This window comes from Massilia sp. CT11-137 (assembly GCF_047302885.1).
Classification (GTDB): domain Bacteria; phylum Pseudomonadota; class Gammaproteobacteria; order Burkholderiales; family Burkholderiaceae_D; genus Telluria; species Telluria orientalis.
The window spans coordinates 3,296,810-3,320,411 of sequence record NZ_JBKYMP010000001.1; the positions used below are offsets into that span (position 1 = coordinate 3,296,810).

At 61.1% G+C, this 23,602-nt stretch carries 18 protein-coding genes; 9 read left to right on the forward strand and 9 right to left on the reverse strand.

Going from position 1 to position 23,602, the window contains the following annotated elements:
- Positions 1-49: 49 nt before the first annotated feature.
- From ACEN98_RS14910 to ACEN98_RS14920, 3 genes are all read left to right on the forward strand, one after another.
- The gene (locus ACEN98_RS14910; RefSeq protein WP_413385573.1) at positions 50-646 is read left to right on the forward strand and encodes a TetR/AcrR family transcriptional regulator; all 597 of its coding nucleotides are present in this window, start codon (positions 50-52) and stop codon (positions 644-646) included.
- Between the two features lie 332 nt (positions 647-978).
- A complete protein-coding gene (locus tag ACEN98_RS14915; RefSeq protein WP_413385574.1) occupies positions 979-1,662 on the forward strand; it encodes a CerR family C-terminal domain-containing protein in 684 nt (227 codons plus the stop codon).
- Positions 1,663-1,735: 73 nt separating this feature from the next.
- A complete protein-coding gene (locus tag ACEN98_RS14920; protein WP_413385575.1) occupies positions 1,736-2,599 on the forward strand; it encodes a DeoR/GlpR family DNA-binding transcription regulator in 864 nt (287 codons plus the stop codon).
- 366 nt (positions 2,600-2,965) lie between these two features.
- On the opposite strand, the gene ACEN98_RS14925 is transcribed toward ACEN98_RS14920, so the two are convergent.
- The 7 genes from ACEN98_RS14925 to ACEN98_RS14955 form a co-directional block, all read right to left on the reverse strand.
- The gene (locus ACEN98_RS14925) at positions 2,966-4,390 is read right to left on the reverse strand and encodes a family 43 glycosylhydrolase (RefSeq protein WP_413385576.1); all 1,425 of its coding nucleotides are present in this window, start codon (positions 4,388-4,390) and stop codon (positions 2,966-2,968) included.
- 18 nt (positions 4,391-4,408) lie between these two features.
- Positions 4,409-5,794, reverse strand: a complete 1,386-nt coding sequence (locus ACEN98_RS14930; RefSeq protein ID WP_413385577.1) for an FGGY-family carbohydrate kinase — start codon at positions 5,792-5,794, stop codon at positions 4,409-4,411.
- A 12-nt stretch (positions 5,795-5,806) separates the two neighbouring features.
- Positions 5,807-6,823, reverse strand: a complete 1,017-nt coding sequence (locus ACEN98_RS14935) for an ABC transporter permease (protein WP_413385578.1) — start codon at positions 6,821-6,823, stop codon at positions 5,807-5,809.
- Positions 6,820-7,809, reverse strand: a complete 990-nt coding sequence (locus ACEN98_RS14940) for an ABC transporter permease (protein ID WP_413385579.1) — start codon at positions 7,807-7,809, stop codon at positions 6,820-6,822. Before ACEN98_RS14940 ends, ACEN98_RS14935 begins: the two co-directional genes overlap by 4 nt.
- Positions 7,806-9,392 carry a sugar ABC transporter ATP-binding protein gene (locus ACEN98_RS14945; RefSeq protein ID WP_413385994.1) on the reverse strand — a complete coding sequence of 529 codons (1,587 nt, stop codon included), beginning with the start codon at positions 9,390-9,392 and terminating at the stop codon, positions 7,806-7,808. The genes ACEN98_RS14940 and ACEN98_RS14945 overlap by 4 nt, the downstream gene beginning before the upstream one ends.
- A gap of 142 nt (positions 9,393-9,534) precedes the next feature.
- Positions 9,535-10,518, reverse strand: coding sequence for a rhamnose ABC transporter substrate-binding protein (rhaS, locus tag ACEN98_RS14950; protein ID WP_413385995.1), 984 nt, complete (start codon positions 10,516-10,518; stop codon positions 9,535-9,537).
- A gap of 17 nt (positions 10,519-10,535) precedes the next feature.
- Positions 10,536-11,417, reverse strand: a complete 882-nt coding sequence (locus ACEN98_RS14955; RefSeq protein ID WP_413385581.1) for a DeoR/GlpR family DNA-binding transcription regulator — start codon at positions 11,415-11,417, stop codon at positions 10,536-10,538.
- Between the two features lie 321 nt (positions 11,418-11,738).
- On the opposite strand from ACEN98_RS14955, the gene ACEN98_RS14960 reads away from it, so the two are divergent.
- The 6 genes from ACEN98_RS14960 to ACEN98_RS14985 all read left to right on the forward strand — a co-directional run bounded on the left by ACEN98_RS14960 (position 11,739) and on the right by ACEN98_RS14985 (position 20,499).
- Positions 11,739-13,847 carry a bifunctional rhamnulose-1-phosphate aldolase/short-chain dehydrogenase gene (locus ACEN98_RS14960; protein ID WP_413385996.1) on the forward strand — a complete coding sequence of 703 codons (2,109 nt, stop codon included), beginning with the start codon at positions 11,739-11,741 and terminating at the stop codon, positions 13,845-13,847.
- A 67-nt stretch (positions 13,848-13,914) separates the two neighbouring features.
- A complete protein-coding gene (gene rhaI, locus ACEN98_RS14965; RefSeq protein ID WP_413385583.1) occupies positions 13,915-15,210 on the forward strand; it encodes an L-rhamnose catabolism isomerase in 1,296 nt (431 codons plus the stop codon).
- A gap of 105 nt (positions 15,211-15,315) precedes the next feature.
- Positions 15,316-16,086: a triose-phosphate isomerase gene (tpiA, locus tag ACEN98_RS14970; protein ID WP_413385997.1), complete on the forward strand. Its 771-nt coding sequence runs from the start codon at positions 15,316-15,318 to the stop codon at positions 16,084-16,086.
- A gap of 59 nt (positions 16,087-16,145) precedes the next feature.
- The gene (lldD, locus tag ACEN98_RS14975; protein WP_413385585.1) at positions 16,146-17,279 is read left to right on the forward strand and encodes an FMN-dependent L-lactate dehydrogenase LldD; all 1,134 of its coding nucleotides are present in this window, start codon (positions 16,146-16,148) and stop codon (positions 17,277-17,279) included.
- 426 nt (positions 17,280-17,705) lie between these two features.
- Positions 17,706-18,788 (forward strand): alpha/beta hydrolase, encoded by a 1,083-nt coding sequence (locus tag ACEN98_RS14980; RefSeq protein WP_413385587.1) that lies wholly within the window; start codon positions 17,706-17,708, stop codon positions 18,786-18,788.
- A gap of 298 nt (positions 18,789-19,086) precedes the next feature.
- Complete coding sequence (locus tag ACEN98_RS14985) at positions 19,087-20,499, forward strand: NAD-dependent epimerase/dehydratase family protein (protein ID WP_413385588.1); 1,413 nt, start codon at positions 19,087-19,089, stop codon at positions 20,497-20,499.
- 929 nt (positions 20,500-21,428) lie between these two features.
- Here the strand turns inward: ACEN98_RS14985 and ACEN98_RS14990 are convergent.
- Together ACEN98_RS14990 and ACEN98_RS14995 are read right to left on the reverse strand one after the other, a co-directional pair.
- A complete protein-coding gene (locus tag ACEN98_RS14990) occupies positions 21,429-22,904 on the reverse strand; it encodes a heavy metal sensor histidine kinase (protein WP_413385589.1) in 1,476 nt (491 codons plus the stop codon).
- Positions 22,882-23,571 carry a heavy metal response regulator transcription factor gene (locus tag ACEN98_RS14995; RefSeq protein ID WP_413385590.1) on the reverse strand — a complete coding sequence of 230 codons (690 nt, stop codon included), beginning with the start codon at positions 23,569-23,571 and terminating at the stop codon, positions 22,882-22,884. The genes ACEN98_RS14990 and ACEN98_RS14995 overlap by 23 nt, the downstream gene beginning before the upstream one ends.
- Positions 23,572-23,602 lie beyond the last annotated feature (31 nt).

Consider the following 23,602-nt stretch of genomic DNA (forward strand, 5'->3'; position numbering starts at 1 on the left):
AAGCAATACTGTACCTATTAGTTCACTAAAGGATCGGATCGAGATGAGAGTGCGTACGGAAGCGCGGCGCGAGGCCATCCTGGACACGGCGGGCGCCGTCTTCATGGAGCTGGGTTACGAAGGGGCATCCATGACGGAAATTGCCGCTCGCGCGGGGTGCTCGAAGGTGACGCTGTACGGCTATTTCGCTTCGAAAGACGACATGTTCCTCTCCGTGATCGCACACCATGTCGGACGAGAAGTCGATCCGATACTGGAACAGCTGGCCGCTTCCGCACAGGAAGATCCTTCGATGGTGCTGAAGCGTTTCGGCGAACGTTATCTCGCGGTGACGCTGGCGCCGGAATCGATTGCGATGAAGCGGCTGATCATCGCCCAACTGAGCGATCCGGAGCTGTCCAAGCGGTTCTGGACACTGGGACCGCAACGCTATCTCGATGCGGTGGAAGCCTACCTCGCCGCTGCAACCAGCGCGGGGCGCCTGAAGGTTGTGGATCCCAAACTCGGAGCCCAGCACCTGACCGCCCTGTACGAGGCGGAAACGAGCGGCGGAGGATTGTTCGCGAGCGGGTGGATCTTCACGCGCAACGACATCAAGCGCATCGTAGGGCGTGCGGTCGACACTTTCCGCAGCATTTATGGATGAAGCCGTGGGCCAGTTGCGCATGCTGGCATCTGGAATCGTCATGGGCGCGCCGGCGCTGTAGCGTCGCCGACCAGCTTGTAGAAACGCACCGCATCACGCAGCCTGAACGCGTTGTCGTGCATGCGTAGTGCCGCCGCTGCAGCCTCTTCAACGAGGGCGGCATTCGCCCCGCCTCTCGCAGTGCCCCATCGCTCGTCCGCAGTGACTGTCTCTTCCCCCCATCAATATCCTGATTATTTGAAACAAGCAGCCTGCTGATGCTTGTGTTACTACAACAGGCTGGTTAATATAATCAAACGTTTGTTTGAATAAGAGACCCGGAAGGATACGCAATGACACAAGCATCGCCGACGCGCAGGGTGCGCGCAAACGGTCAATACGCCCGGGAAAAGATCTTGCTGGCAGCGCTCGGATTGTTTTCCAAAAAAGGCTATGCCGCGACATCGGTGCGCGACGTCGCCGGTGCCGCCGACGTCAATCTGGCGGCGATCTCTTATCACTTCGGCGACAAGGCTGGCCTGTACCGGGCCGCGCTGCACGAATTCCTCGATGACGTCGGAGACGATCTTCCAGCATTCGATACACCCGGTCTGACGTTGCAGGAGTTGCTGCGGAGGTACATGCATGTCTGCCTGCGGCCTCTCGGCATGGGCAAATCGGCCCTGCTCAGCGTGCAGTTGCGCGTGCGCGAATTCATCGAGCCGACCGGGTTGCTGCAATCCCTGACTGCCGAGCGCGACCAGGCTTATGCGCTGCTTCTCGGCATCCTGACCCATCATTTCGGTCTCGATGCACCGGACGACGAGCTGGAAGCCCTGGCATTTTCGATTTTCGCCTTCGTCGGCAACCTGTATTCCGCCCAGGACCACCTCGCAGCCAGACGGCCGGAATTGCTCGAGGCCACGGACGCCGCTGGCGCGTGGGAAGAACGCTTCACGGCTTATGCGTACGCCATGGTCGTGGTCGAATCCGAGCGCCGCAAGGCGGCAGCGCACGCGATCCAACGCCCCGACTGACAGGACGAATTCGAACCAACCGTGACACCGTTGTAGAAGCACCCATAAAAGCAATGATATCGAGGAGACAATCATGAACCACGATCGCCGCAAAAAATTGTTGAAGCTTCTCGCCGCGCACCAGACGGCTTCGATCAGGTGGCTTGCCGAAGCGCTCGACGTATCGCCCGCCACCGCGCGTCGCGACATTGACTGGCTCGCCAGCCGCAATCTGCTCGTCCGTACGAGAGGCGGCGCGCAAAGCGCCGGACCGAAGTCCCAGCAAAGCTCGCTGTCGAGCGAGGCGTTCCAGAAGAGCATCCTGGAATGCGCGGCCCGCAAACGCGCCATTGCGAAGAAGGCGGCATCAATGTGTGCGGACGGCGAAACGATCATCATCAATGGCGGTACCACCACATTCATGATGGTCGAGTTCCTGACCGAGAAGAATATGCGGATCCTGACTAATTCGTTCCCGATGGCCCAACGGCTGCTGGCCACGAGTGAGAACGAAATCGTCCTCTCCGGAGGCAAGATCTATCGCGAGCAAAATGTCATCCTGGCGCCTTTTGACAATGACGTCACCCAGAGCCATTACGCCAGCAAGATGTTTACGAGCGTGTATGGGCTGTCCCTGCTTGGCCTGATGGAAGCCGACCCGCTGTTGATTCAGGCGGAACAGCGCCTGATCAAGCAGGCCGAAGAGCTGATCGTCGTGGCCGACAGCTCAAAATTCGGCCGCAACGCTGGTCTGATCCTGTGCCGCCTGGACCAGGTTGCGCGCGTCATTACGGATACCGATGTCTCGGACAAAGCTGTCCAGATGCTGGAACACCAGGGAATCCAGGTGATTACGGTGCCGGCCGAACAGCCCAGGCAGCACCCCGACGCCGCGGCGCCCGGCCAGCGATATGAACGCGAACCCCGGGAGCAGTGGGAGATAGGCGCCTACATCTGAGCCGTCGGCTGTTTTGTCGGAACCAATAAAACAACGAACATGGTCAGAGAGTCTCCGGCGCTCAAGCATGCCCTGCTCGTGGCTACTGGCTTGTAAATAAACGCCGAATGTCTCCTCGCGTTCGGGTGGCCTCCAACGCTTCAAAGGACGCTGCCTCAAACTGCGTCCTTTTTTTTGCTATGGGGGCGGCGCCGCTTGCTGGCGATGGGCGACAAGTCAACTCCCAATCGACGCGAGCTGACTGTTATTGGGCAGGAGGCGATGGGATCCTGCTAGTCGGTCTGACAGCCCAACGTGGTTGCTTCGCCGCACAGGTGCCAGGCCTGGCACTGCGCGCCGACTACGATGGTCGTGTAGTTGTCAGATTCAGCTTTTTCCGTCACTGAATGAAAGAGAGTGAATATTGATTTCTCCGTCGGAGCTGCCCTTGATGGTCATGTATAGGCTTTCCTCGGGACGTCTGATATCGACAGAAAGTGACGCATTGCGAGGCAATTTCCAAAATTGCGACAGGTCGTAGCTGCGTTTTGCCAGCAACCGCCCTTTTTTCGAGTCCCGGCGAACTTCGATCGAGAATGATCCTGAACCATTTTCGCTTGTTGATATCAAAATATCCAATGTCGAAAAATGCTTCGTAAACTGTATATTAGGAAAATAGAGGCTGCTTTCGTTCTGGATCGGCTGCATTACGAACGCGTTGCCGAATTCTCGCTTCCTGCAGCCAATCACGGCGAAATAGTCACTCGCCCGGATTCCTTTGTCAGCAACATAACGTCCCACACCTGCGGCTCGAATCTCAAGCGGCGCGATGTCGCCGTTCTCTCGATAGTGGACGTAAGTTATTACGGAATTTCGAAAAAATGGTGAACAATACGAAGCTGACTGGTCGTTGCATGCGAAATACGTCTGGCCATGCAATTCAAAAAATGAACCATGCCGGTCATAGTTCAGCCAATCGCGTGCGGAGACGCCTTTCCGGGACTTCGCCGGCGCCATCAAGAATTGAGGGTCAACATTATCCTCTGTGAATAGTCGCCCCTTGCATTCGTATGGACCGTAGGGTGAATCGGATATTGCGTAATATGACCCCCAAGACAGATAGTACTTGCCCAGCCTCGAATGCAGGAATGGCTTATCATCCGTAACGCCACGGCCGTACGGTCCCTCGGCATTGCGAATAATTATGCGTCTCGGTTTTTCAGCCAACGACGTCATTTCGTCGTTGAGTTTTGCGATGAAATAGCTGAACGTTCCAAACACGATGTAGCTGCTGCCATCGGGGTCTTGCAGTATTCCCGGGTCACGAGCTTCGGTCTTGACAGTGCCATCCGCAATGAGCGGCTGTCCCAGCGGGTCACTCCAGGGGCCATAGGGAAGCGAACTTTTCACCACGCCAATGTTCTTCGGCCCCATCGAGAAGTACATGAAATAGTCGTTACCTTTACGTGCGGCGTCAGTGGCCCAGCATTCATCGCTATCGGTCTTCAAGTATGTCGATCGCGGGCTCAGCGTGCTGACCAGATCCCAATGAACCAGGTCATGGCTCCGCCAGACACGCCAATCCTTCATTACGAAATTAGAATTGGCGGCGTCAAAGTCATGCGTGGCGTACATATAGGCGACGTCGTCGTAGACCCGGATTTGTGGATCACAGGTTCCGCTACCACGCAGTATCGGATTGCCAAATTCCTGGCCGTCATTTTGCTTGTATGCCTTTTCGCCTGCTTCGACAATACCCGCACCTGCAGTTAAGGCTGTTATCCCGCCAATCAGGAAACCTCTTCTTTTCACGCTTCACCTTCGCCAGAGTTATGATGGCTCTTGCCGTGGGCCATTCAGAACCGCATCTCGCCAATGCTGGCGATATGCAAGCAAACTTTCGCAGGAAATTGGCGGAACCGTTTTGCCGGACGCAGCTGGAATGCTGTCGGGATAGCGCAGCAGCCAGGCTCCGCAGGTCGTGCCGCTACCATCGTCCGAGTAGCTCACTTTCTGCCGCGGCCGTAGACCTGCGAGCAAGGCGCCGAACCACTGGTTTGCGGTGAAGCTGCCCTCGACCGACAGCGGACCGGCCGCACCGAGCGCGTCGAGGCAATAATCCGTCAGCAGGACCAGATACAGGGTCGCCAGCGCGTAGCGTTCACGCGCGTCCTGTGGCTCTGGGCCAATAATGCGTCCTGCACGACCTGCAAATGGTCCGCCGGCGGCGGCAAAAGAAGGCAGGGCGAGTGTGCCGCGGTTCATCACGCGCTCGAGATCAGCGAGGGTACAAGCCTCCCCACGTTCATGGGGGCCGGCCAATTCGGCGAACTCCCGTCCGCCCATGAAGCGCATGCACGCCACCGGCTGGCCCTGTGCATTCGTATTGGCCAGCATGTCCGCTTCTTCACGTAGGGCAGCCATGCTGACGCCGAAGGCGGCCGCAATCATCCAGGTGCCAGTGGAGAGCACGGTGCGCGCTCCACCAGCGTGATCGCTGTCGAGGTAGCGGACGAGCGAGGCATTACTGTCATGGATGCCGCAGAGGACCTGGCACGTGGGGGACAGGCCGGTAGCTGATGCAACTTCGGGACGCAGCGTACCCAGCGCGGCCGATGGTGCGGCCAGCGGCGGCATCAGCGTCTGCCACCCCATGCGCGCCACCAGGCCCGAATACTCCTGGCGATGCGGGTTCCACAAGTCGGTATGACAGCCCAGCGATGTCGCTTCGCTGGCTGCCACGCCGCACAGGCGCCACGCCCAGTACTGCGGATACATGAGGATACGGCGTGTGCGTGCAAATTCGCCTGGGAAGCGCTGCTGCAGCCAGGCCAGCTGGCGACCCAGGTTCAGTCCCACCGGCAGATTGGGCGAACAGGTCTCGGCATAGGCGGGCCGCACCGCGTCGTAATCGACGCCCGCCAGGGGCGCTTCGTAATCGAGCACCGGCAAGATCAGACCGTTGTCGTCCACCAGCGCGGCGGTGGCACCGTGGGTAACGGGCACGATGGCCGTGACATCGGCCTGCGCGGCGAATGTGCGGCAGGTCGCAAGCAGCCAGTCCCAAATGCCGTCGGTATCGTGATGCGGATAGGGGCCATTCATCAATACCGTGTTGGGGCGCCGTTGCTCGGCGAGCATATGTCCGGCTGCGTCGATCAGGGCCAGCTTGACGTTGGTCTTGCCGATATCGAGGACAATCAAAGCGTCGTTCATCGCGTGCCTGCCTTATGCCCGGGTCGATCGACCGCGCAGCAGGCGCGGCACCGCGATCGTCACCAGCAGCAGCGCGCCGACGACGATGGTCATGTAGATACCGGGGATGTTCGCCAGCGACATCCCGTAGGTAAGCGTACCCATGGTCAGTACCGCGAGCATGACGCCGCCGATGGTGCCGGTACCGCCGGCGATGCTGACGCCCCCCAGGATCACCATCGTGATGACTTCCAGCTCCCACCCGGTCGCGATGTTGGGGCGGGTACTGCCGATGCGTCCCGTCAGCAGGAATGCCGCCAGCCCGGCCATCGCGCCCGTCAGCATGAACAGCGCCAGCCGGTAGCGGTCGACAGCGATGCCGGAAAAGCGCGCGGCGTCGGGGTTGTTGCCGATGGCGTAGATGCGGCGGCCCCAGACGGTCGTGTGCAGCAGCACCGCGAACAGTGCGGCAAATGCCAGCAAGACCACGAACTCGCGCGGCACGATGCCGAAGAAATAGCCTTGGCCCCAATCCGTCATCAGCGCCGGATATCCGGTGAACGCCTTGTCTCCGAGGACGACGCTGGCCAGGCCGCGGTACAGCGACACGGTGCCGATCGTGACGACGATCGACGGCAGGGCGTAACGGGTCACCAGCCAGCCGTTCAGGAAGCCGCAGGCGGTGCCGGTCGTCAGCGCGACGACAGGTAGCATTTCGGCCGGCAGGCCGGCGCCCTTGGCAAGGCCCATTGCAACCGAGGACAGGGCAAGGGTGCCGGCCACCGAGATGTCGATCTCGCGGCAAATGATGAGTAGCGCCATCGGCAGCGCGATCAGCGCCTTCTCGCTGAAGTTCGTGGTGCCGTCCAACAGGTTGTACGGGTCGAGAAAGTACGGCAGAACGATGCTGTTGCCCGCGAAAACGAGAACAAACAGCATGGCCAGCAGGCTTTCCCAGCGCGTCAGCACATGCTTCAGTTTGGTGTTCTCACGGTCGAGGATCGTATAGCGTGACGTCTTTTCGCTGGGCGTCATGGTGATCGGATTCATGCTGCGCTCTTCATGTCGTTGGTATGCAGGGGAAGGATCTGGCGGCCGCGGCTGGTTTTGCCGCGTGCGTTGATCAGCACGGCGATCAGGATCACCAGGCCGGTGAGGGCGCTCTGCCAGAACGGCGAGACCTGCAGCACCGGCAGCGCGTTGCCGATCACCGACAGGAACAGTGCGCCAAGCATCGCGCCGGGGACCGAACCGATGCCGCCGCCGATGCTGACGCCGCCAATGACGCAGGCCGCGATCACAGTGAATTCGAAACCGTAGGCGACCTCCGTGTAGGCAACCGCGTAACGCGCCACCCACAGGTAGCCGCACAGGCCGGCTACGGCGCCGGACAGGCCATAGACCCACAACAGGCGGCGCGCGATCGGGATGCCGATGTAGCCGGCGCACTGCGGCGCGTTCCCGACCGCGTACAGATCCCGTCCGAAGCGGGTATGCCGCGCGAGAAACGCCATCAGGGCCAGCATCGCCGCGGCAAGCCACACGAGGTGCGGCAGGCCGAGCAGCCGGGTCAGCGGAAAGGCGATGAAATCGTGCGGCATCTGGTGTGCGGAAACCCAGGCGCCGCCGGAGAGTACGAATACCATGCCGCGGTAGACACTCATCGTCCCCAAGGTGATGACGATCGGCGGCAGCTGCAGATAGCCGATCAGCCAGCCGTTGACCAGGCCGAGGCCCAGGCCGACGAGAATCGCGACCGCGATCACGATCGGCAGCGGCAGCCCGGGATTGTGCGACGCCAGCATGGCGGCCACCATGCCCGACAGCGCCAGGTTGGAAGCCACCGACAGGTCGACGCCGCGGGTGACGATCACCAGCATCTGAGTTAGCGCCAACATCACCAGGAGGGTACTGTCCGTGACCAGGTTGGCCAGCGACGATGGGGCGAGAAAGATCGGCGCGCGCAGGCCGACCAGGCCGATCAGAATGACGACCATCAGGGCGAGCAGGAACTCGCGTTGCTTCAACAGATTCATTGGACCTCCAGATTGTTTTCCACCAGCTCGATGCCCGATGCCGCGGCGACTACGCGCTCGGGCGTGGCATCGGCGCGCTCGAACACGCGCTGCACGCGGCCGTGGTGCATGACCACGACGCGGTCGGCCATGCCCAGCACTTCCGGCAATTCGGAAGACACCAGGATCACGGACAAGCCGCGCGTGACCAGCTGGCTGATGAAGCGATGGACGGCGGCCTTCGAGCCGATATCGATGCCTTTGGTCGGCTCGTCGAGGATGATCACCTTCGGTTCGGTGGCCAGCCACTTGCCGAGAACGACCTTTTGCTGGTTACCTCCCGAGAGTTCGGCGACATGCTGGGTGAGGTGATTGGCCTTCAGTTCCAGCTGCTCCGAGAAGTGGCGTGCGATGGCCGTCTCGGCGGCCCGCTTGCCGCCGCGCAGGAAGAAACCAATCCGCGACAGGATCGGCAGCGTGATGTTGTGCATGATCGGCATCGTCAGATGGGCGCCATGGTGCTGACGGTCTTCCGGTACGTAGGCAATGCCATGGGCGATCGCTTCTTCCGGAGTAGCGACCCGGATGGTCTTGCCGTCCAGGCGCACGGTGCCGCGGACGTTGGCCGTCATGCCGAACAAGGCCTGCATGACTTCCGAACGGCCGGCGCCGACCAGGCCGTAGAAGCCCAGGATTTCACCCTTTCGGAGCGTAAAACCGACGCCGTCGAACTCAGTCGGGTGGCACAGGTTCTCCACTTCCAGAAGTGGCCCGCCGATTACCGCGACCTCTTTCGGATAAGCCTGATGCACCGCGCGACCGACCATCAGCGCCACCAGTTCGGATTCGGAAATGTCCGCCAGATTGCCCTCGGCGACAAAATTGCCATCCCGGAGGACCGTATACCGGTCGGCCACCTCGTAGATCTCGTCGAACTTGTGCGAGATGAAGATGACTGCCGTGCCGGCAGCTTTGAGCTGCGCGATGATGCGATACAACTCCCGGATCTCGCGCTGCGATAGTGCAGCGGTCGGCTCGTCCATGATCACCACGCGCGCATCCTGCGACAGGGCACGCGCGATCTCGACGAAATGGCGCTGGGCCACGGACAGGTCCTTCACGCGGGCGCGCACTGGCAGGTCGACCTCCAGGCGCGCGAACAAGGCCTGGGCCTCGGCTTCGATGCGTTTCCAGTCGATGCGGCGCGCGGTGCCCGTCACCGGTTGCCGCCCGACGTAGATGTTCTCGGCCACCGACAGCTCGTCGAACATCACGGTTTCCTGGTGCACGGCGGTGATCCCGGCGGCCATCGCTTCCTGCGGGCTGCCGAAAGACACAGGCTTGCCGTCCAGGTTGATGGTGCCGCCGTCCGGCCGGTAAATGCCGGTCAATGTCTTGACCAGGGTGGACTTGCCGGCACCGTTCTCTCCAATCAGGGCCATGACCTCGCCAGCCCGGATATTAAGGTTCATGCCGTTCAGGGCAACGATGCCGTTGAAGCGTTTGCTGATGCCGGACAGCTGGAGTACCGGCGCGTGCGCACCGGTGCTCTGCGGCGCGGCGCCGCCGTGTGGAATAGGGCTGGACAGTTGTGTGACTGACATACGAATGGGCGGACAGGTTGTGATGATGGCCGCGGCGCGTGTCGAGAACAGGAACGACACGCGCAGCAGATACTCGCCGTCCCAGCGCGCGGCGGGAACGACATGCAAAACTGCAGCCAATGATCAGGCCGCAGAGGGAGCGTCAGAACAGCTTCGCAAACTTGTCGACGTTGTCGCTGTTGTACGTAAATGGTGGGCCAAGAGCCGCTTCGCGGTTGGCGTCGAGTGTGACGCTACCCATACGCCCAACCGAGACCGTGGTGCCGGGCTGTGACTGCGCCGTGCCCTTGACGAACTCGGCGGCGGCATAAGTCGCCGCGTAGCCCAGGTCGATCGGATTCCAGATCGCAAATTCCTTCACCGCGCCGCTCTTTACATGGCCGGCCATTTCGGATGGCAGGCCGAGCCCGGTCACGAACACCTTGCCGACCAGCTTTTCGTCGACGACCGCCTTGGCTGCGGCCACGATGCCGACCGTGGTGGGGGCGATGATCGCTTTCAGGTCGGGGTGGCTGCGCAGCAGGCCGATCGCCTCGCGGTAGCTCTTGTCGGACTGGTCGTCGCCGTACACGGTACCCACCAGCTTGACCTTGGCGTACTGCGGCTGCTGCAGCACTTTTTTCATCACGCCGATCCAGATGTTCTGGTTGGTGGCCTGGGCCGAGGCCGACAGGATTGCGACTTCGCCCGCTCCGCCGATGGCGCTGGCGGCCATCTGCACCTGCTTCTCACCGATCAGCTCGGCGTTGGATGGGTTCAACTGCATCAGACGTCCCTCCGGCGTCAGGCCACTGTCGAAGGAAATCACCTTGATTCCGCGTTGCATCGCCTTTTTCGCGATCGGGACCAGCGCGTTCGGATCGTTGGCGGAGATAACGATCGCATCGACCTTTTGGCTGATCAAAGAGTTGATGATCTCGATCTGTCCCTCGGCGCTCGGGGTCGTGGGACCGGTATAGATGACGTCGATGCCGCCGATCTGTCTGGCCGCCTCGTCGGCGCCGATATGGGCCGCGTTGAAAAAGCCATTGCCCAGGTTTTTCACGACCATGGCGATGCGGGTCTTCTCGGGCTTTTTCTGGCAGCCGGAGCTGCCGACGAGGATGCCGAGGGCGACTGCGCTCAGCAAGAGTCTTCGAAAATTCAATTGAGCGTCTCCATGTAGTACATGTTTGGGGAATTCAAGTCATACTGGCCCTCGAGTGACATGGCGTCGCCGTCGTGCTGCGATTCGTATGAGTCCGTTTGATCGGGCTGTACAGTGATCACCTTGACCCCGCTCTGTTCAAGCATCTGGACCGCTTTATCCGATACGTCCGTATCGGTAATCACAGAAGACACCCGGTCGAGTCCGCACAGGATGAGGCCGGCCCTGCGTGCGAACTTCGAGCTGTCGGCCAGCACGATCAGTTCTTCGGTCTGGCTGATCAACCGCTTCTCGGCCTGGATCAGGACTGGATCGGCTTCCATCAAACCCAGCAGGGACAAGCCATACACGCTCATGAACATCTTGCTGGCGTAATGGTGCTGCGTGATGTCGTTGTCGAACGGCGAAAGAATGACATTCTGTTCACGATAAATTGTGCCGCCGGGCACGATGACTTCGCTCTTGCTGGACACGAGCAGGCGCTCGGCCATCAGGAACGAATTGGTCAGGATCTCGAGGGGCTTCTCGGTGAGGAATTCCGCCATCATGAACGTCGTCGTGCCGCCGTTGATGATGATTGTTTCGTCATCCGAGCACATCGATGCGGCGTAACGCGCGATGGCCCGTTTGCGCGATGCGAAGCACTGGATGTTGTTATCGAAAGTTTCGCTTGCCAGCGGATGCTGTCGGCTCTTCTGCTCGATGTTCCTGGCGCCGCCTCGGGTGCGCGCCAGCAGCTTGCGATCAGCGAGCCAGTTGATGTCGCGTCGGACGGTGGCCGGCGAAGCATTCAGCCATTCCACCAGCTGCGGGACCGTTACCATCTGATGTTCGGCGAGCAGTTTCAACAAGCTCTTGCGGCGCTTGTGATTCACCATGTTTGTCTCCTCCATCGGTCATTGTTCTTGTGTTCGACCGGATCTGTTCGAGAGAGATTAGTGAGTCATGTAGTCACGGTCAATCGCAAAGCGTGACAAATAAATGATTATTTCTGGTGCTTGTCGCTCAAATGCGATCAAACGAATCATTCCGATGATTATTCGCTGCGCGCGGTCCAATCCGGCCGCCGGCCCGTTGACACCGGTTAGTCGTCTGTCTTTTACTAGTTTTAGACGCCGCGGACGTAATGCATCCGTGGTTTGTTGGTGAGACATGAATGCTATCGGGCGATAGCGGCTAACTGTATGGAGACCTTTTTGATGGGCACGATGAGCGAAACGAAGCAGAAGGAACCAATCACGTCGCGCTGGGATGACCAGCACGCCGCCACCCTGAGCGAACCTGAACTGTTGTTGTACCGTTCGAACCTGCTCGGTTCCGACTTGCGCATCACGAACTTCGGCGGCGGCAACACGTCCGCCAAGATTGCGATGACCGATCCGCTCAGCGGCGCGCAGGTCGAGGTATTGTGGGTGAAGGGTTCGGGTGGTGACCTGGGTTCGATCAAGCTGGACGGATTCTCGACGCTGTACATGGACAAGCTGGAGGCGCTGAAAGGGCGTTACCGCGGTCTGGAACACGAAGACGAGATGGTCGGCTACCTGCCGCACTGCACGTTCAACCTGAACCCGCGTGCGGCATCGATCGACACCCCGCTGCATGCCTACATCAACCGCAAGCACGTGGATCACATGCACCCGGATTCGGTGATTGCGATCGCCGCGTGCAGGAACAGCCGCGCGCTGACGGAGAAGATTTTCGAAGGCGAGCTCGGCTGGCTGCCGTGGCAACGTCCGGGTTACGACCTGGGCCTGAAACTGGAAAAGCTGTCGCAAGAGCAGCCGCATCTGAAAGGCATCATCCTGGAAGGTCACGGTCTGTTCACGTGGGGCGATAGCGCCAAGTCGTGCTACGAGACGACCCTGGCGATCATCAAGCGCGCCGAGGACTGGCTCGCTGCAAACGTCAAGCAGCCGGTCTTCGGTGGCCGCAAATATACGCCGTTGCCTGCGCAAGAGCGAGCTGCCATCGCGGCGCGCCTGATGCCTCTGCTGCGCGGCAGGATCAGCAAGGATGAATACAAGCTCGGCCACTTCGACGATTCCGACGCCGTGCTGGAATTCGTCGGCAGCGCCGATCTCGCGCCGCTGGCCGCACTCGGTACGTCGTGCCCTGACCATTTCCTGCGCACGAAGATCCGTCCTCTCGTGCTCGACTTCGACCCGACCGCGCCGGACCTCGACCGTCTCGTCGCTGGCCTCGACCAGGCATTGGAAGCCTACCGCGCGGACTACACCGCGTACTACGAGCGCTGCAAGCGCGACACGTCGCCGAAGATCCGTGACGCCAACCCGATCATCTACCTGATCCCGGGCGTGGGCATGCTGTCGTTCGCGAAGGATAAGGCGACGGCGCGCATCGCCGGCGAGTTCTACGTCAACGCGATCAACGTGATGCGCGGCGCGAACGGCGTCAACGAATACGTCGGCCTGCCGGAACAGGAAGCCTTCGACATCGAATACTGGCTGCTGGAAGAAGCGAAACTGCAGCGCATGCCCAAGCCGAAGAGCCTTGCGGGCCGCATCGCGCTCGTGACGGGCGGCGCCGGTGGCATCGGCCAGGCCGTCGCGCGCCAGCTGCTGCAAGAGGGCGCGTGCGTCATGCTGACCGATATCGACGCGGAAGCGCTGGAATCGGCGCAACAGCATCTCGTCAAGGTGGCCGGCAAGGATACGGTCGGCACGGTGCAGGCGAACATCACGGATGAAAGCCAGGTCGCCGATATTCTCTCGGCAACCGCGCTGCGATTCGGTGGCGTCGACCTGCTCGTGTCGAATGCGGGCATCGCGTCGGCTGCGCCGCTGGACGAGACGTCGCTCGAAGTCTGGAAGCGCAACCAGGACATCCTCGTGACGGGTTACTTCCTCGTCAGCCGCAACGCCTTCCAGATCATGAAGCAGCAAAAACTGGGCGGCAGCATGGTCTTCGTCGGCAGCAAGAACGGCCTCGTCGCCTCCGCCGGTGCGTCGGCGTATTGCACGGCGAAGGCGGCCGAGCTGCACCTGGCGCGCTGCATCGCGCTGGAAGGGGCGGAGCACGGCATCCGTGTCAACGTCGTCAATCCGGACGCCGTCATCCGCGGCTCGCGCATCTGGGACGGCAAGTGGAAGGAAGAGCGCGCCGCTTCGAACAAGATCGAAGCCGACGACGTCGAAGAGTTCTACCGCAAGCGCAGCATGCTCAAGCGCAGCGTCCTCCCCGAGGACATCGCGGAAGCCGTGTATTTCTTCTCCAGCGAAAAAGCGGGCAAGAGCACCGGCAACGTCCTGAACGTCGATGCCGGCAACGCAGCCGCCTTCACGCGCTGACCATCACAAGGAAATACGCAGCGGAGCAAGCCTGCTGGCGGGCTTCGCTGTCAAGGAGACACGAGATATGAAAAACTTGATCGACGCCGGCCTGGTGGCCGAACAGAATGCCAAGGCGGCCGCACAGCTGCAGGCCGATTATGACGCGCTGGGCGGCATGCTCGCCCGCCGCGGGCAGGACATCGAAGCGTTGACCTCGCTCGCCCAGGACTTCGCGGTGGCCGTTCCAAGCTGGGGCGTGGGCACGGGCGGTACCCGCTTCGCGCGCTTTCCGGGCCGCGGCGAGCCGCGCAACGTGTTCGAAAAACTGGATGACTGCGCCGTCATCAACCAGCTGACCCGCGCCACGCCTGCGGTTTCTCCGCACTTCCCGTGGGATAAGCCGATGGATGCGAAGGAGCTGCGCCAGTATGCGGACGCGCTTGGCCTGGCCTTCGATGCCGTCAATTCGAACACGTTCCAGGACCAGCAGAACCAGGAACACACGTACAAATACGGCAGCCTGACCGCCAATGCGGCTGCGACGCGCGCACAGGCCGTGAAACACAACATGGAGTGCATCGAGCTGGGCCGCGCGCTTGGCTCGAAGGCGCTGACGGTGTGGGTCGGCGACGGTGCGAACTTCCCGGGGCAGAGCAACCTGCGCGGCGCACTGGAGCGCTACCTGGACAGCATGCGCGAGATCTATGCCGCGCTGCCGGACGACTGGAACGTCTTCATCGAACACAAACTGTTCGAGCCGGCGTTCTACGCGACGACCATCGCCGACTGGGGCACGAGCTTCGCGTGCGCGACTGCGCTAGGTCCGAAGGCGAAGTGCCTCGTCGACCTCGGTCATCACGCCCCGAATACGAACATCGAGATGATCGTGGCGCGCCTCGCGCAGTTCGGTAAACTCGGCGGCTTCCACTTCAACGACAGCAAATACGGCGACGACGACCTCGATTCCGGCTCGATCAATCCGTTCCAGCTGTTCCTGGTCTTCAACGAGCTGGCCGACGCAGCGCAACGCGATGGCGCCGCGTTCAAGCCGGCGTACATGCTGGACCAGTCGCACAACGTGACGGACCCGATCGAGAGCCTGATGAACAGCGCCGTCGAAGTACAACGCGCTTACGTGCAGGCTGCGCTTGTTGATCGGACCAAACTCGCTGAACTGCAAGGCTCGAATGACGTGCTGCTGGCCGCCCAGGCTCTCAAGACGGCATTCCGCACCGACGTTTCGCCAATCCTGGCGATGGCGCGCTTGCGCGACGGTGGGGCGGTTGATCCGGTGGCTTGCTACCGCGCAAGCGGGTACCGCGACCGTGCCGCGAGCGCGCGTCCGGCCAAGGCTGGCGCGAGCAGCAGCGGTATCGTCTGACGTCTGGCTTGTATGAATTCCGCGCCGGTCTGTCAGGCGCGGAATACGTTCGTGATAACGACAGGTTGTCGATCTGGATTGATGAGAGCATTCATGGGAGCAGAGTTGCGTCGTAAGCTGGTCGTTGGAAACTGGAAGATGAATGGCAGCAGGCAGACCGTCCTGGAACTGCTGGGAACCATTGGTGCTAGGTCGAAGGCCGCAGGATGCGAGGTGGCGATCTGCCCTCCATTCGTTTATCTGGACCTGTGCAACCTCGTCTTGTCCGCGACCGACATTGCGCTTGGCGCACAAGATATGTCCGAACACGCGAGCGGGGCGCGGACGGGGGAAGTGTCGGCAACCATGCTGACCGACTTCCGCTGCCGTTACGTCCTGCTCGGACACTCCGAACGGCGCACGTCTCACGGCGAATCTGACGAGACCGTAGCCCGAAAGACCCTGCAGGCGATAGAGGCGGGGCTGAGCCCGATCGTTTGCGTCGGCGAGACGTGGGAAGAGCGCCAGGCCGGGCGCACTTACGATGTGCTGGCGCGCCAGATCCATGTCGTCGCCGATGCGCTGAACTCCAGTGGACAGCTCATGTCGTTGACGGTCGCGTATGAACCCGTCTGGGCAATCGGCAGTGGTGTGACGGCGACAGCAAGCGTGGCACAGGACGCCCACGCATTCATCCGGCAATGCCTCGCGAGGCATTCTGCGACTGCCTCGCAACGTGTGCGCATCCTGTACGGAGGAAGCATGAAGCCGGACAATGCCGCGGAGCTGCTGGCGATGCCCGACATCGATGGCGGCCTGATCGGCGGTGCGTCGCTCAATGCGTCGCAATTCCTGTCGATCATCGATGCTGCGGTGAGGCTCGAAGCAGTGCAGTAAGCGCCGGACGTGCCTGCGTCGCAGATCGATTCAAGTCGTATTCCTTCGTTCAAGTTATCGTGATTATTTCATCCGCTACCGACTATCGCGCGGCTGCACGCCGCGTATTACCCCCATTCCTCTTCCACTACCTCGATGGCGGGGCGGGCGCCGAGGAGACGCTGCGTGCCAACGTCGACGACCTGCAATCCGTCAGGCTGCGCCAACGTGTCATGCGCGGTTCCGAGCAGCTGGATCTCGGCGTCGAATGGTTCGGCCAGAGGTATGACTTGCCCATTGCGCTGGCCCCTGTCGGGCTGACCGGAATGTACGCAAGGCGCGGCGAAGTGCAAGCGGTCCGGGCCGCGTGTGAGCGGAATATCCCGTTCATCCAGTCGACGGTGTCCGTGTGTCCGCTGGCGGAAGTCGCTGCGCAGGCATCCAGGCCGATCTGGTTCCAGCTTTACGTGTTGAAGGACCGGGGCTTCATGCGTGACGTCATGAAGCGCGCCAGCGACCTGGGCGCGACGACTCTCGTTTTCACGGTGGACATGCCGGTGCCTGGCGCGCGTTACCGCGACGCGCATAGCGGCATGAGCGGCCCGAACGCGGCATTGCGTCGCGTTATCCAGGCCATGCTGCACCCGCGCTGGGCACTCGACGTTGGACTGCGCGGCCGTCCTCACGATCTCGGGAACATTTCGGCCTACCGCGGACATGCCACGGGACTGCAGGACTATATCGGATGGCTTGGGGCAAATTTTGATCCCGCCATCGGTTGGCGGGACCTCGAGTGGATCCGCGACGAGTGGAAGGGCAGACTGGTGATCAAGGGCATTCTGGATAGTGACGATGCGCGCGACGCACTCGCCTTCGGCGCGGATGGCATTGTCGTCTCGAACCACGGCGGACGTCAGTTGGATGGTGCATTGTCGACGGCCCAGGCCTTGCCGGCCATCGCCGACACTGTCAAGGGAAAGATGACGATTTTCGCGGACGGCGGTGTGCGTACCGGTACGGACGTGTTTCGTATGCTGGCGCTGGGCGCAGATGGCGTCCTGATCGGGCGCGCGTTCGTGTACGCGCTGGCCGCGCAAGGTCAGGCCGGTGTGGAGCGGCTACTTGCGATTCTGGAAAAAGATATACGGACGAATATGGTGCTGACCGGCGCGAAATCCGTGCGTGAGATCGGTCCGCACCTGCTGGCCGTTTAGCGCCTGTTCATCCGGGCCGACCTATTCCCTGATGACGTCAAGCTTCATGCGATCGTTAAAGGGCGGCTCGACCAGGTGGCGACGCCACCGGACCAGCAGGGGCGCGACGCGGAGGAGGCCCAGCTGCGAGGTGTCGCTGCACTCGTTTGCGAAAGCGGTCATCGTGCGCGGCCGGGACATCCGAGTCGTTGCCGAATTGTTAGGTCATGCCAGCGTCACCACCGTTGCAGATGCCGAGTCGCTGAGCGTTCTGGAGTCGTTGCCGATGCGAGCTGTAAACCGCTTCCATTCGGCCTTAACTAAACCGATTGGTTCTAGGCAGTAAAGACCTGGTTTCGCTCTGCCACTTAAACTGGCAGAGCGTTTGTGGCAGATTTGTAAGAAATTCAAAACTGCGGCGCGTAAAGCAGGCGGCCGAATAACGATATGTATATGGAGATAGGACGGATGCGTTTAACCCGCAAAGATTTCCTCTCGCCGCTGGCGGGGCTGGCAAGTCTGGCAACCGGTCGTGCTGCACCTGCCAATGGTTCTGCTCAATATCGTTGCCGGCTTACTGCTACTCGTGACAATTGCGGTACCGCGTCTGTTGCACGATCGCAGGCCGGAGGCATTTTCATGAGGCGATTCTTCACTTGTCTGCTGATCGCAGTCGCTCCCTGGGCTGCGGCCAGTCCCGATGTGGTGCCTCTATGGCCCGAAGGCGTGCCGGGCGCCATGCAGAATGGCGCCGCGTACGCTGGCGATGACCGGGCCCCAACGGCGTATGCGCCTACGCTGACCGTGTATAGCCCGCCGAACGACCACGCGAACGGGACGGCGGTGATCGTCTGCCCGGGTGGCGGGTACGTTGGACTGTCAGTCGATCTTGAAGGGTCCGACTATGCGCGTGCACTCAACGACATGGGGGTGACTGCGTTCGTGTTGCGCTACCGGGTGCGGACCCGCCATCCAGCACCACTACTTGATGTACTACGTGCGATGCGTCTCGTGCGTTCTCAAGCCGACCGCTATCACATCCGTCCGGATCGCATAGGGATCATGGGGAGCTCGGCGGGCGGCCATCTGGCAGCGACCGCAGGCACGCTGTTCGATCATCCACTCGGACGCACCGGGGCAGACCTGGACAAGGTCAGCGCCCGTCCTGACTTCCTGATACTGGCATATCCGGTGATCACGATGAGCGGTCCGGACGCGCATGCAGGTTCGCGCAAAGCGTTGCTAGGCGCATTTCCAACAGAAGAGGATCTGCGGCTGATGTCGGTTGAAACACAAGTCACCAGTGCAACTCCGCCGACCTTGCTCATTCATACGCAGCAAGACCGCCTGGTGCCGGTCGAGAACAGCATCCTGTTTTATCAGGCGCTGACACGGGCGAGAGTGCCCGCCGAGATGTATCTGTTCGAACGTGGCGAACATGGGATTGGTATGCGCTCAAGGCTCGGTACAGCGGCAGACTGGCCCAAACGTGCAAAAGAGTGGCTGCAGGGAAAAGGACTATTGGACTAGCTTGAGCAGCATTGCTTTTGGTGGCCGAACATGCGGTTGCCTGCGCTATTCCGTCGAGCAGACCCGGCTCGGCATTCCGGTCCTGTTTCATGAAGAAACGGCACACGGCTGGCGTTCGAGGACGCCACATCGTTCCCGATCCCGCCTGCGCTGGGCAGTACCTGGAATCCCGCACTCGTCGAGCGATCAACATCGACAATTCGAGTGCCGCCGCCCCGTCGGCGCGTGACGTACATCTCGGCACTAGTCAGTCGCTGAGGTTTCCTTTTACCCGATCAACCCCATCGAAAGAGAAGAAATGCCGAAACAGATTTTCCTGACCGGCGCGTCCGGAAACATGGGCAATGCCGCCTTGGAGCACCTGCTCCTATTGCACAAGGACATCAGCGTACGCATCCTCGTGCTCCCTTCCGAGCTACGCCACCGTCGTATCCGGCGCTGGCAAACTGACTCAAGGGTCCAGGTCCTGGCGGGTGACCTGCGCAACTATGGGGATGTGCTGACAGGAGTGAAAGGGGCTGATTATGTCTTGCATGTCGGCGGGATGGTGTCGCCTGGATGCGACCGGTTCCCCGAGCTGACGCGTCAGGTCAATGTCGGCGGCGCTGCCAACATTGTTCGGGCCATACAAGAGCAACCGGATCCGAATGCGGTCAGGCTGGTCTATATCGGCACCGTGGCGCAAACGGGTAGCCGTAACGCGCCTGTCCACTGGGGCCGTACTGGAGATCCGATCAAGATCAGCAGATACGATCACTATGCGGTCACTAAAACTCAGGCCGAGGCGATCGTCGCCGAGTCCGGCTTACGCTACTGGGTCTCGCTGCGCCAATCGGGCATGGCGCATCCGGACATGTGGAAGATCTTCGATCCGATCATGTTCCACAACCCGATCAATGGCGTATTCGAATGGTCGACGGTGAAGGACTCCGGCCGCTTGACGGCCGCGGTCTGCGGGGAAGATGTTCCGGAACGGTTCTGGCGCTCCTTTTACAACATCGGTGGCGGACCGTCCTGCAGGGTCAACAATCACGAATTCATGCGGATGAGCTTCGAGGCGATGACAGGGGATTACCGAAAAGTGCTCGACCCACACTGGATCGGGACAAAGAACTTCCACGGCCAATGGTACGCCGACTCGGATGTACTCGAACAACTGGTGCCGTACCGAAGCCAGAGCCTGGCCGATTTCATGCATGACTACGGTCGGGCCATCCCTTGGTATGTCAAGGCGACGGCGCGCTTTTTCCCCGGCGCCGTCCGGAAGCGCATTGCCGGCCTGGCGCACGAGGAGGGCGGAACGATGGCTTGGATCGAGAACAACGATACCGAGCACATCAACGCTTTCTTCGGATCGCGTGCCGACTGGGAACGCATACCCAAGAGCTGGGACCGATTTGAACTCGCCAGCGCCCCGACCGCGCCGGTCCTGCTTGATCATGGTTACGACGAGCGCGTGGCACCGGACCAATGGGATGGTGACGTGCTGAATCAGGCGGCGGCATTTCGCGGTGGCGCTTGCCTGTCAGACGCGAGCGGGGGGCCTTACCGCCCGGTGCGTTGGCGCTGTGCACGCGACCATGAGTTCGACATGTCGCCCAATCTGTTCCTGCGCGGAGGCCACTGGTGTCCACAATGTATGGTGGATCCGTCGACGTACGACGACGTAGCGCGGCGCAGCCCTTTCTTCAGGCAGGTTTGGCCGGACTGAAGGTTACAACTGCTCTCGAGTATCTAGAAGAGCTGTTGCGATTCAGCTGGCCGACGGCCGGGAACCATTAGGAGTCGGCGGCGGTAACTGGTCTACCGGCTTTCCGGACGTTAGTGGCATTGGATATGCGTTCGCCGAACAATAGAGTAGCGTGTTAGACACCAGGGAAAAATGCCATAAACGAGGAACAGAGGCTGTCGCAGATGAGGCAGCTTCCGAGTGCATTCGTGGCGCAGCTCGGACGGCTATTGCAGTGGCGCTAGCCGACGTGCCTGTGTGGTGCTGTTCAGCGTCGCGTGTTGAACGAACTCATGTGGTGCAACGTGCGGTGCAGAGCTAACTCTTTGATTCGTTGCGGGAACAGGCGGCCACGCTGTCGGCGCTGGTCAGTGCCTTCATGGTCGATCGGACGAGCAGATCCCATTCACGGTACCATGAACGTAATGGCCCAAAGCGGGACGGCGAGCACGCTCGCGAATACCGATCGTGTAAATGCCAGTTATTGCCAGTTGCGGATCAATGAATTTTGCGTGGTATCGCGGATGGTACTGAACCGAAAGTGCCCTAAAAATGCCAGTCCATTCATAAGCTTGGCTCATCCATTGATCATCGAGTGGGAGTGAGGTTTCCTTCTGGAAACATCGCTCTTATAGTTTAAAAAGGCTCGCTTCGGCGAGCTTTTTTGTGCGATATGAATCTCCGGCTCAGAACTACTTTAAACGTGCTCAAGGCCCGCAGTCTGTCGCTGTATTGCGGCGATGAAGCAGTTATGCACCGGACTGCAAAGCCCTTTAGGCCGGTTCGATTCCCATCCCCTCCTCGAGCATATCTGTAGATCAGCGCTTTTGCGCTGATGTATGCCATTTTCATTTCTGGTTGTCGTGGTCGCGCACATTAACAATTTTTCGCGCGACACACGCCTACCGAACTCATGACAATTCATTGCGCATGGTCTGCCTGGCCGGCAAACGCAGCGTAAACGTACTGCCTTTGCCGGGTGTGCTAATGACCTCGGCTGTCCCGCCATGAAGTTCGGCGATCGAGCGCACCACCGCCAGGCCCAGACCCGTGCTGTCGGCCGAACTGCGTGCGGCGTCGGCACGGTAGAAGCGGTCGAATAGAAAGGGCAGGTGTTCGGCGGCGATACCGTCGCCGTCGTCGCTGACCGCGATCACGACAGCGTCGTGCTCCCAAGCGGCCGACAGCCTCACCGTGCCGCCACGGGGGGTGTAGCGCAAGGCATTGGTCAGCAGGTTCGACAGGGCGCGGCGCAGCAGTACGGGGTCGGCATCCAGTTCGGCCTCGCCGTGGATCGCCAAGGTGATGCCCTGTTCTTCCGCCGCGATGTCGTAGAAGTCGGCCAGCTTGCGAAATTCGACGGCTAGCGCCACCCGTTCCAGGTGCAGGTGCTGACCGGCGTTGTCGGCGCGCGCGAGGAACAGCATGCTCGACACCATGCGCGAGAGCCGCTGGCCTTCCTCGACCACGATGCCGAGGGTGTTCTGGTATTCTGCCGGCGCGCGCGCGCGCGCCAGCGTGACGCTGGCAGCGGCGACCAGGTTGTTGATCGGCGACCGGAACTCGTGCGCGAGGTCGGAGGAAAAGCGGGTCAGCTGTTCGAACGACTGCTCCAGTCGGGCCAGCATGTCGTCGAAGGCGCTGGCCAACACTCCCAAGTCGGATGGCCAGGCCTCGCTCGCCATACGGGCATGCAGTTTCTCGGCGTTGATGCGGCCGATTTCCCGGCTGATTGCCCGCACCGGAGCCAAGCCACGCCGAGCGAGCAGCCAGCCGGCGCCTGCGGACAGTACGATTGCCAGGGCGATCACACCTGCCAGCTTGGCGCGGTAGGCGCTCAGCACGTGCTGATCCTGCGAGACATCCAGCACGCCGCGCAGGAGCGTGCCGCGAGGACCGAGTGAAGGACCCCGCAATTTCGCCGCTTCGCGGCCGGGCAGATCCGCCGCAACGTCGAGTACAAGGTAATAACGCACCGGCTGGCGCGACCGGTCGGCCCACCTCACGAAGCCCGACCGCATACCGGCATGCGCGAGCGCGGCGCCAAATAGCGCCGTGTTCGATGATGCAGCCAGGACAAGTCGGTCCGGCGCCACCAGTTGCCAGGCAAATTTCTGGTAATCCTCCTGGTATTCACCCCACTCGTGCTGCCATTGGCTGGGGACCTGCCTGCGCGCCAGGTGTTCGAGCACGTCGCGCTGGATCTGGAGGTCGTCGCGCAGCTCGGTTTCCTCCTTGTCGCGCAGCTGCTCCACCAGCTCGGAATACATCATGACCGAGACGCCGATCACGATCACTGCGGTCGCCGTGCCGAAGAACAGGCTCAGGCGCGCCGTCAGCGACCAGCGCCCGGCATCGAACAGCTTAATTGCGGACTTCGAGAACATAGCCGACACCGCGTACCGTATGCAGGAGCTTGACGGAATAGGGGTCGTCCAGCTTCGTGCGCAGGCGCCGGATCGCCACCTCGACGATGTTCGTGTCGGACTCGAAATTCATGTCCCAGACCAGGTCGGCGATCACGGTGCGCGACTGTACTTCGCCACTGCGTCGGACCAACAGCGACAGTAGCGCGAATTCCTTGGGAGTCAGTTCGAGCCGGTCGGTGCCACGTGTGGCCCGATGCTTGAGCAGGTCGACCCTGAGATCGCCCAATTCGAACACGGTTGGCTCACTCGTCGCGGGCGAACGCTCATTGCGGCGCAGGATAACGCGCACCCTTGCCAGCAGCTCGCTGAACGCGAACGGCTTGACCAGATAGTCCTCGGCCCCCAGTTCGAGGCCGCGCACGCGGTCGTCGATGGCATCGCGCGCAGTGACGAACAGCACCGGCGTCTGGCGCTGCGCACGGCGTGCGGTTTCCAGGATGGTCCAGCCGTCGAGGCCCGGCAGCATGACGTCCAGGATCGCCAGATCGTATTGCACGGTCAGCAGCAGGTGCAGGCCATCGGGCCCGTCGTGGGCGACGTCGACCACCATGCCTTCTTCCTTGAGGCCCTTGGACAGGTAGGCGGCGGCGGTAGGCTGGTCTTCCACCAGCAGAATCTTGGTCACGTTCTCGATCGCTTTCAAAGCGTTTATTATC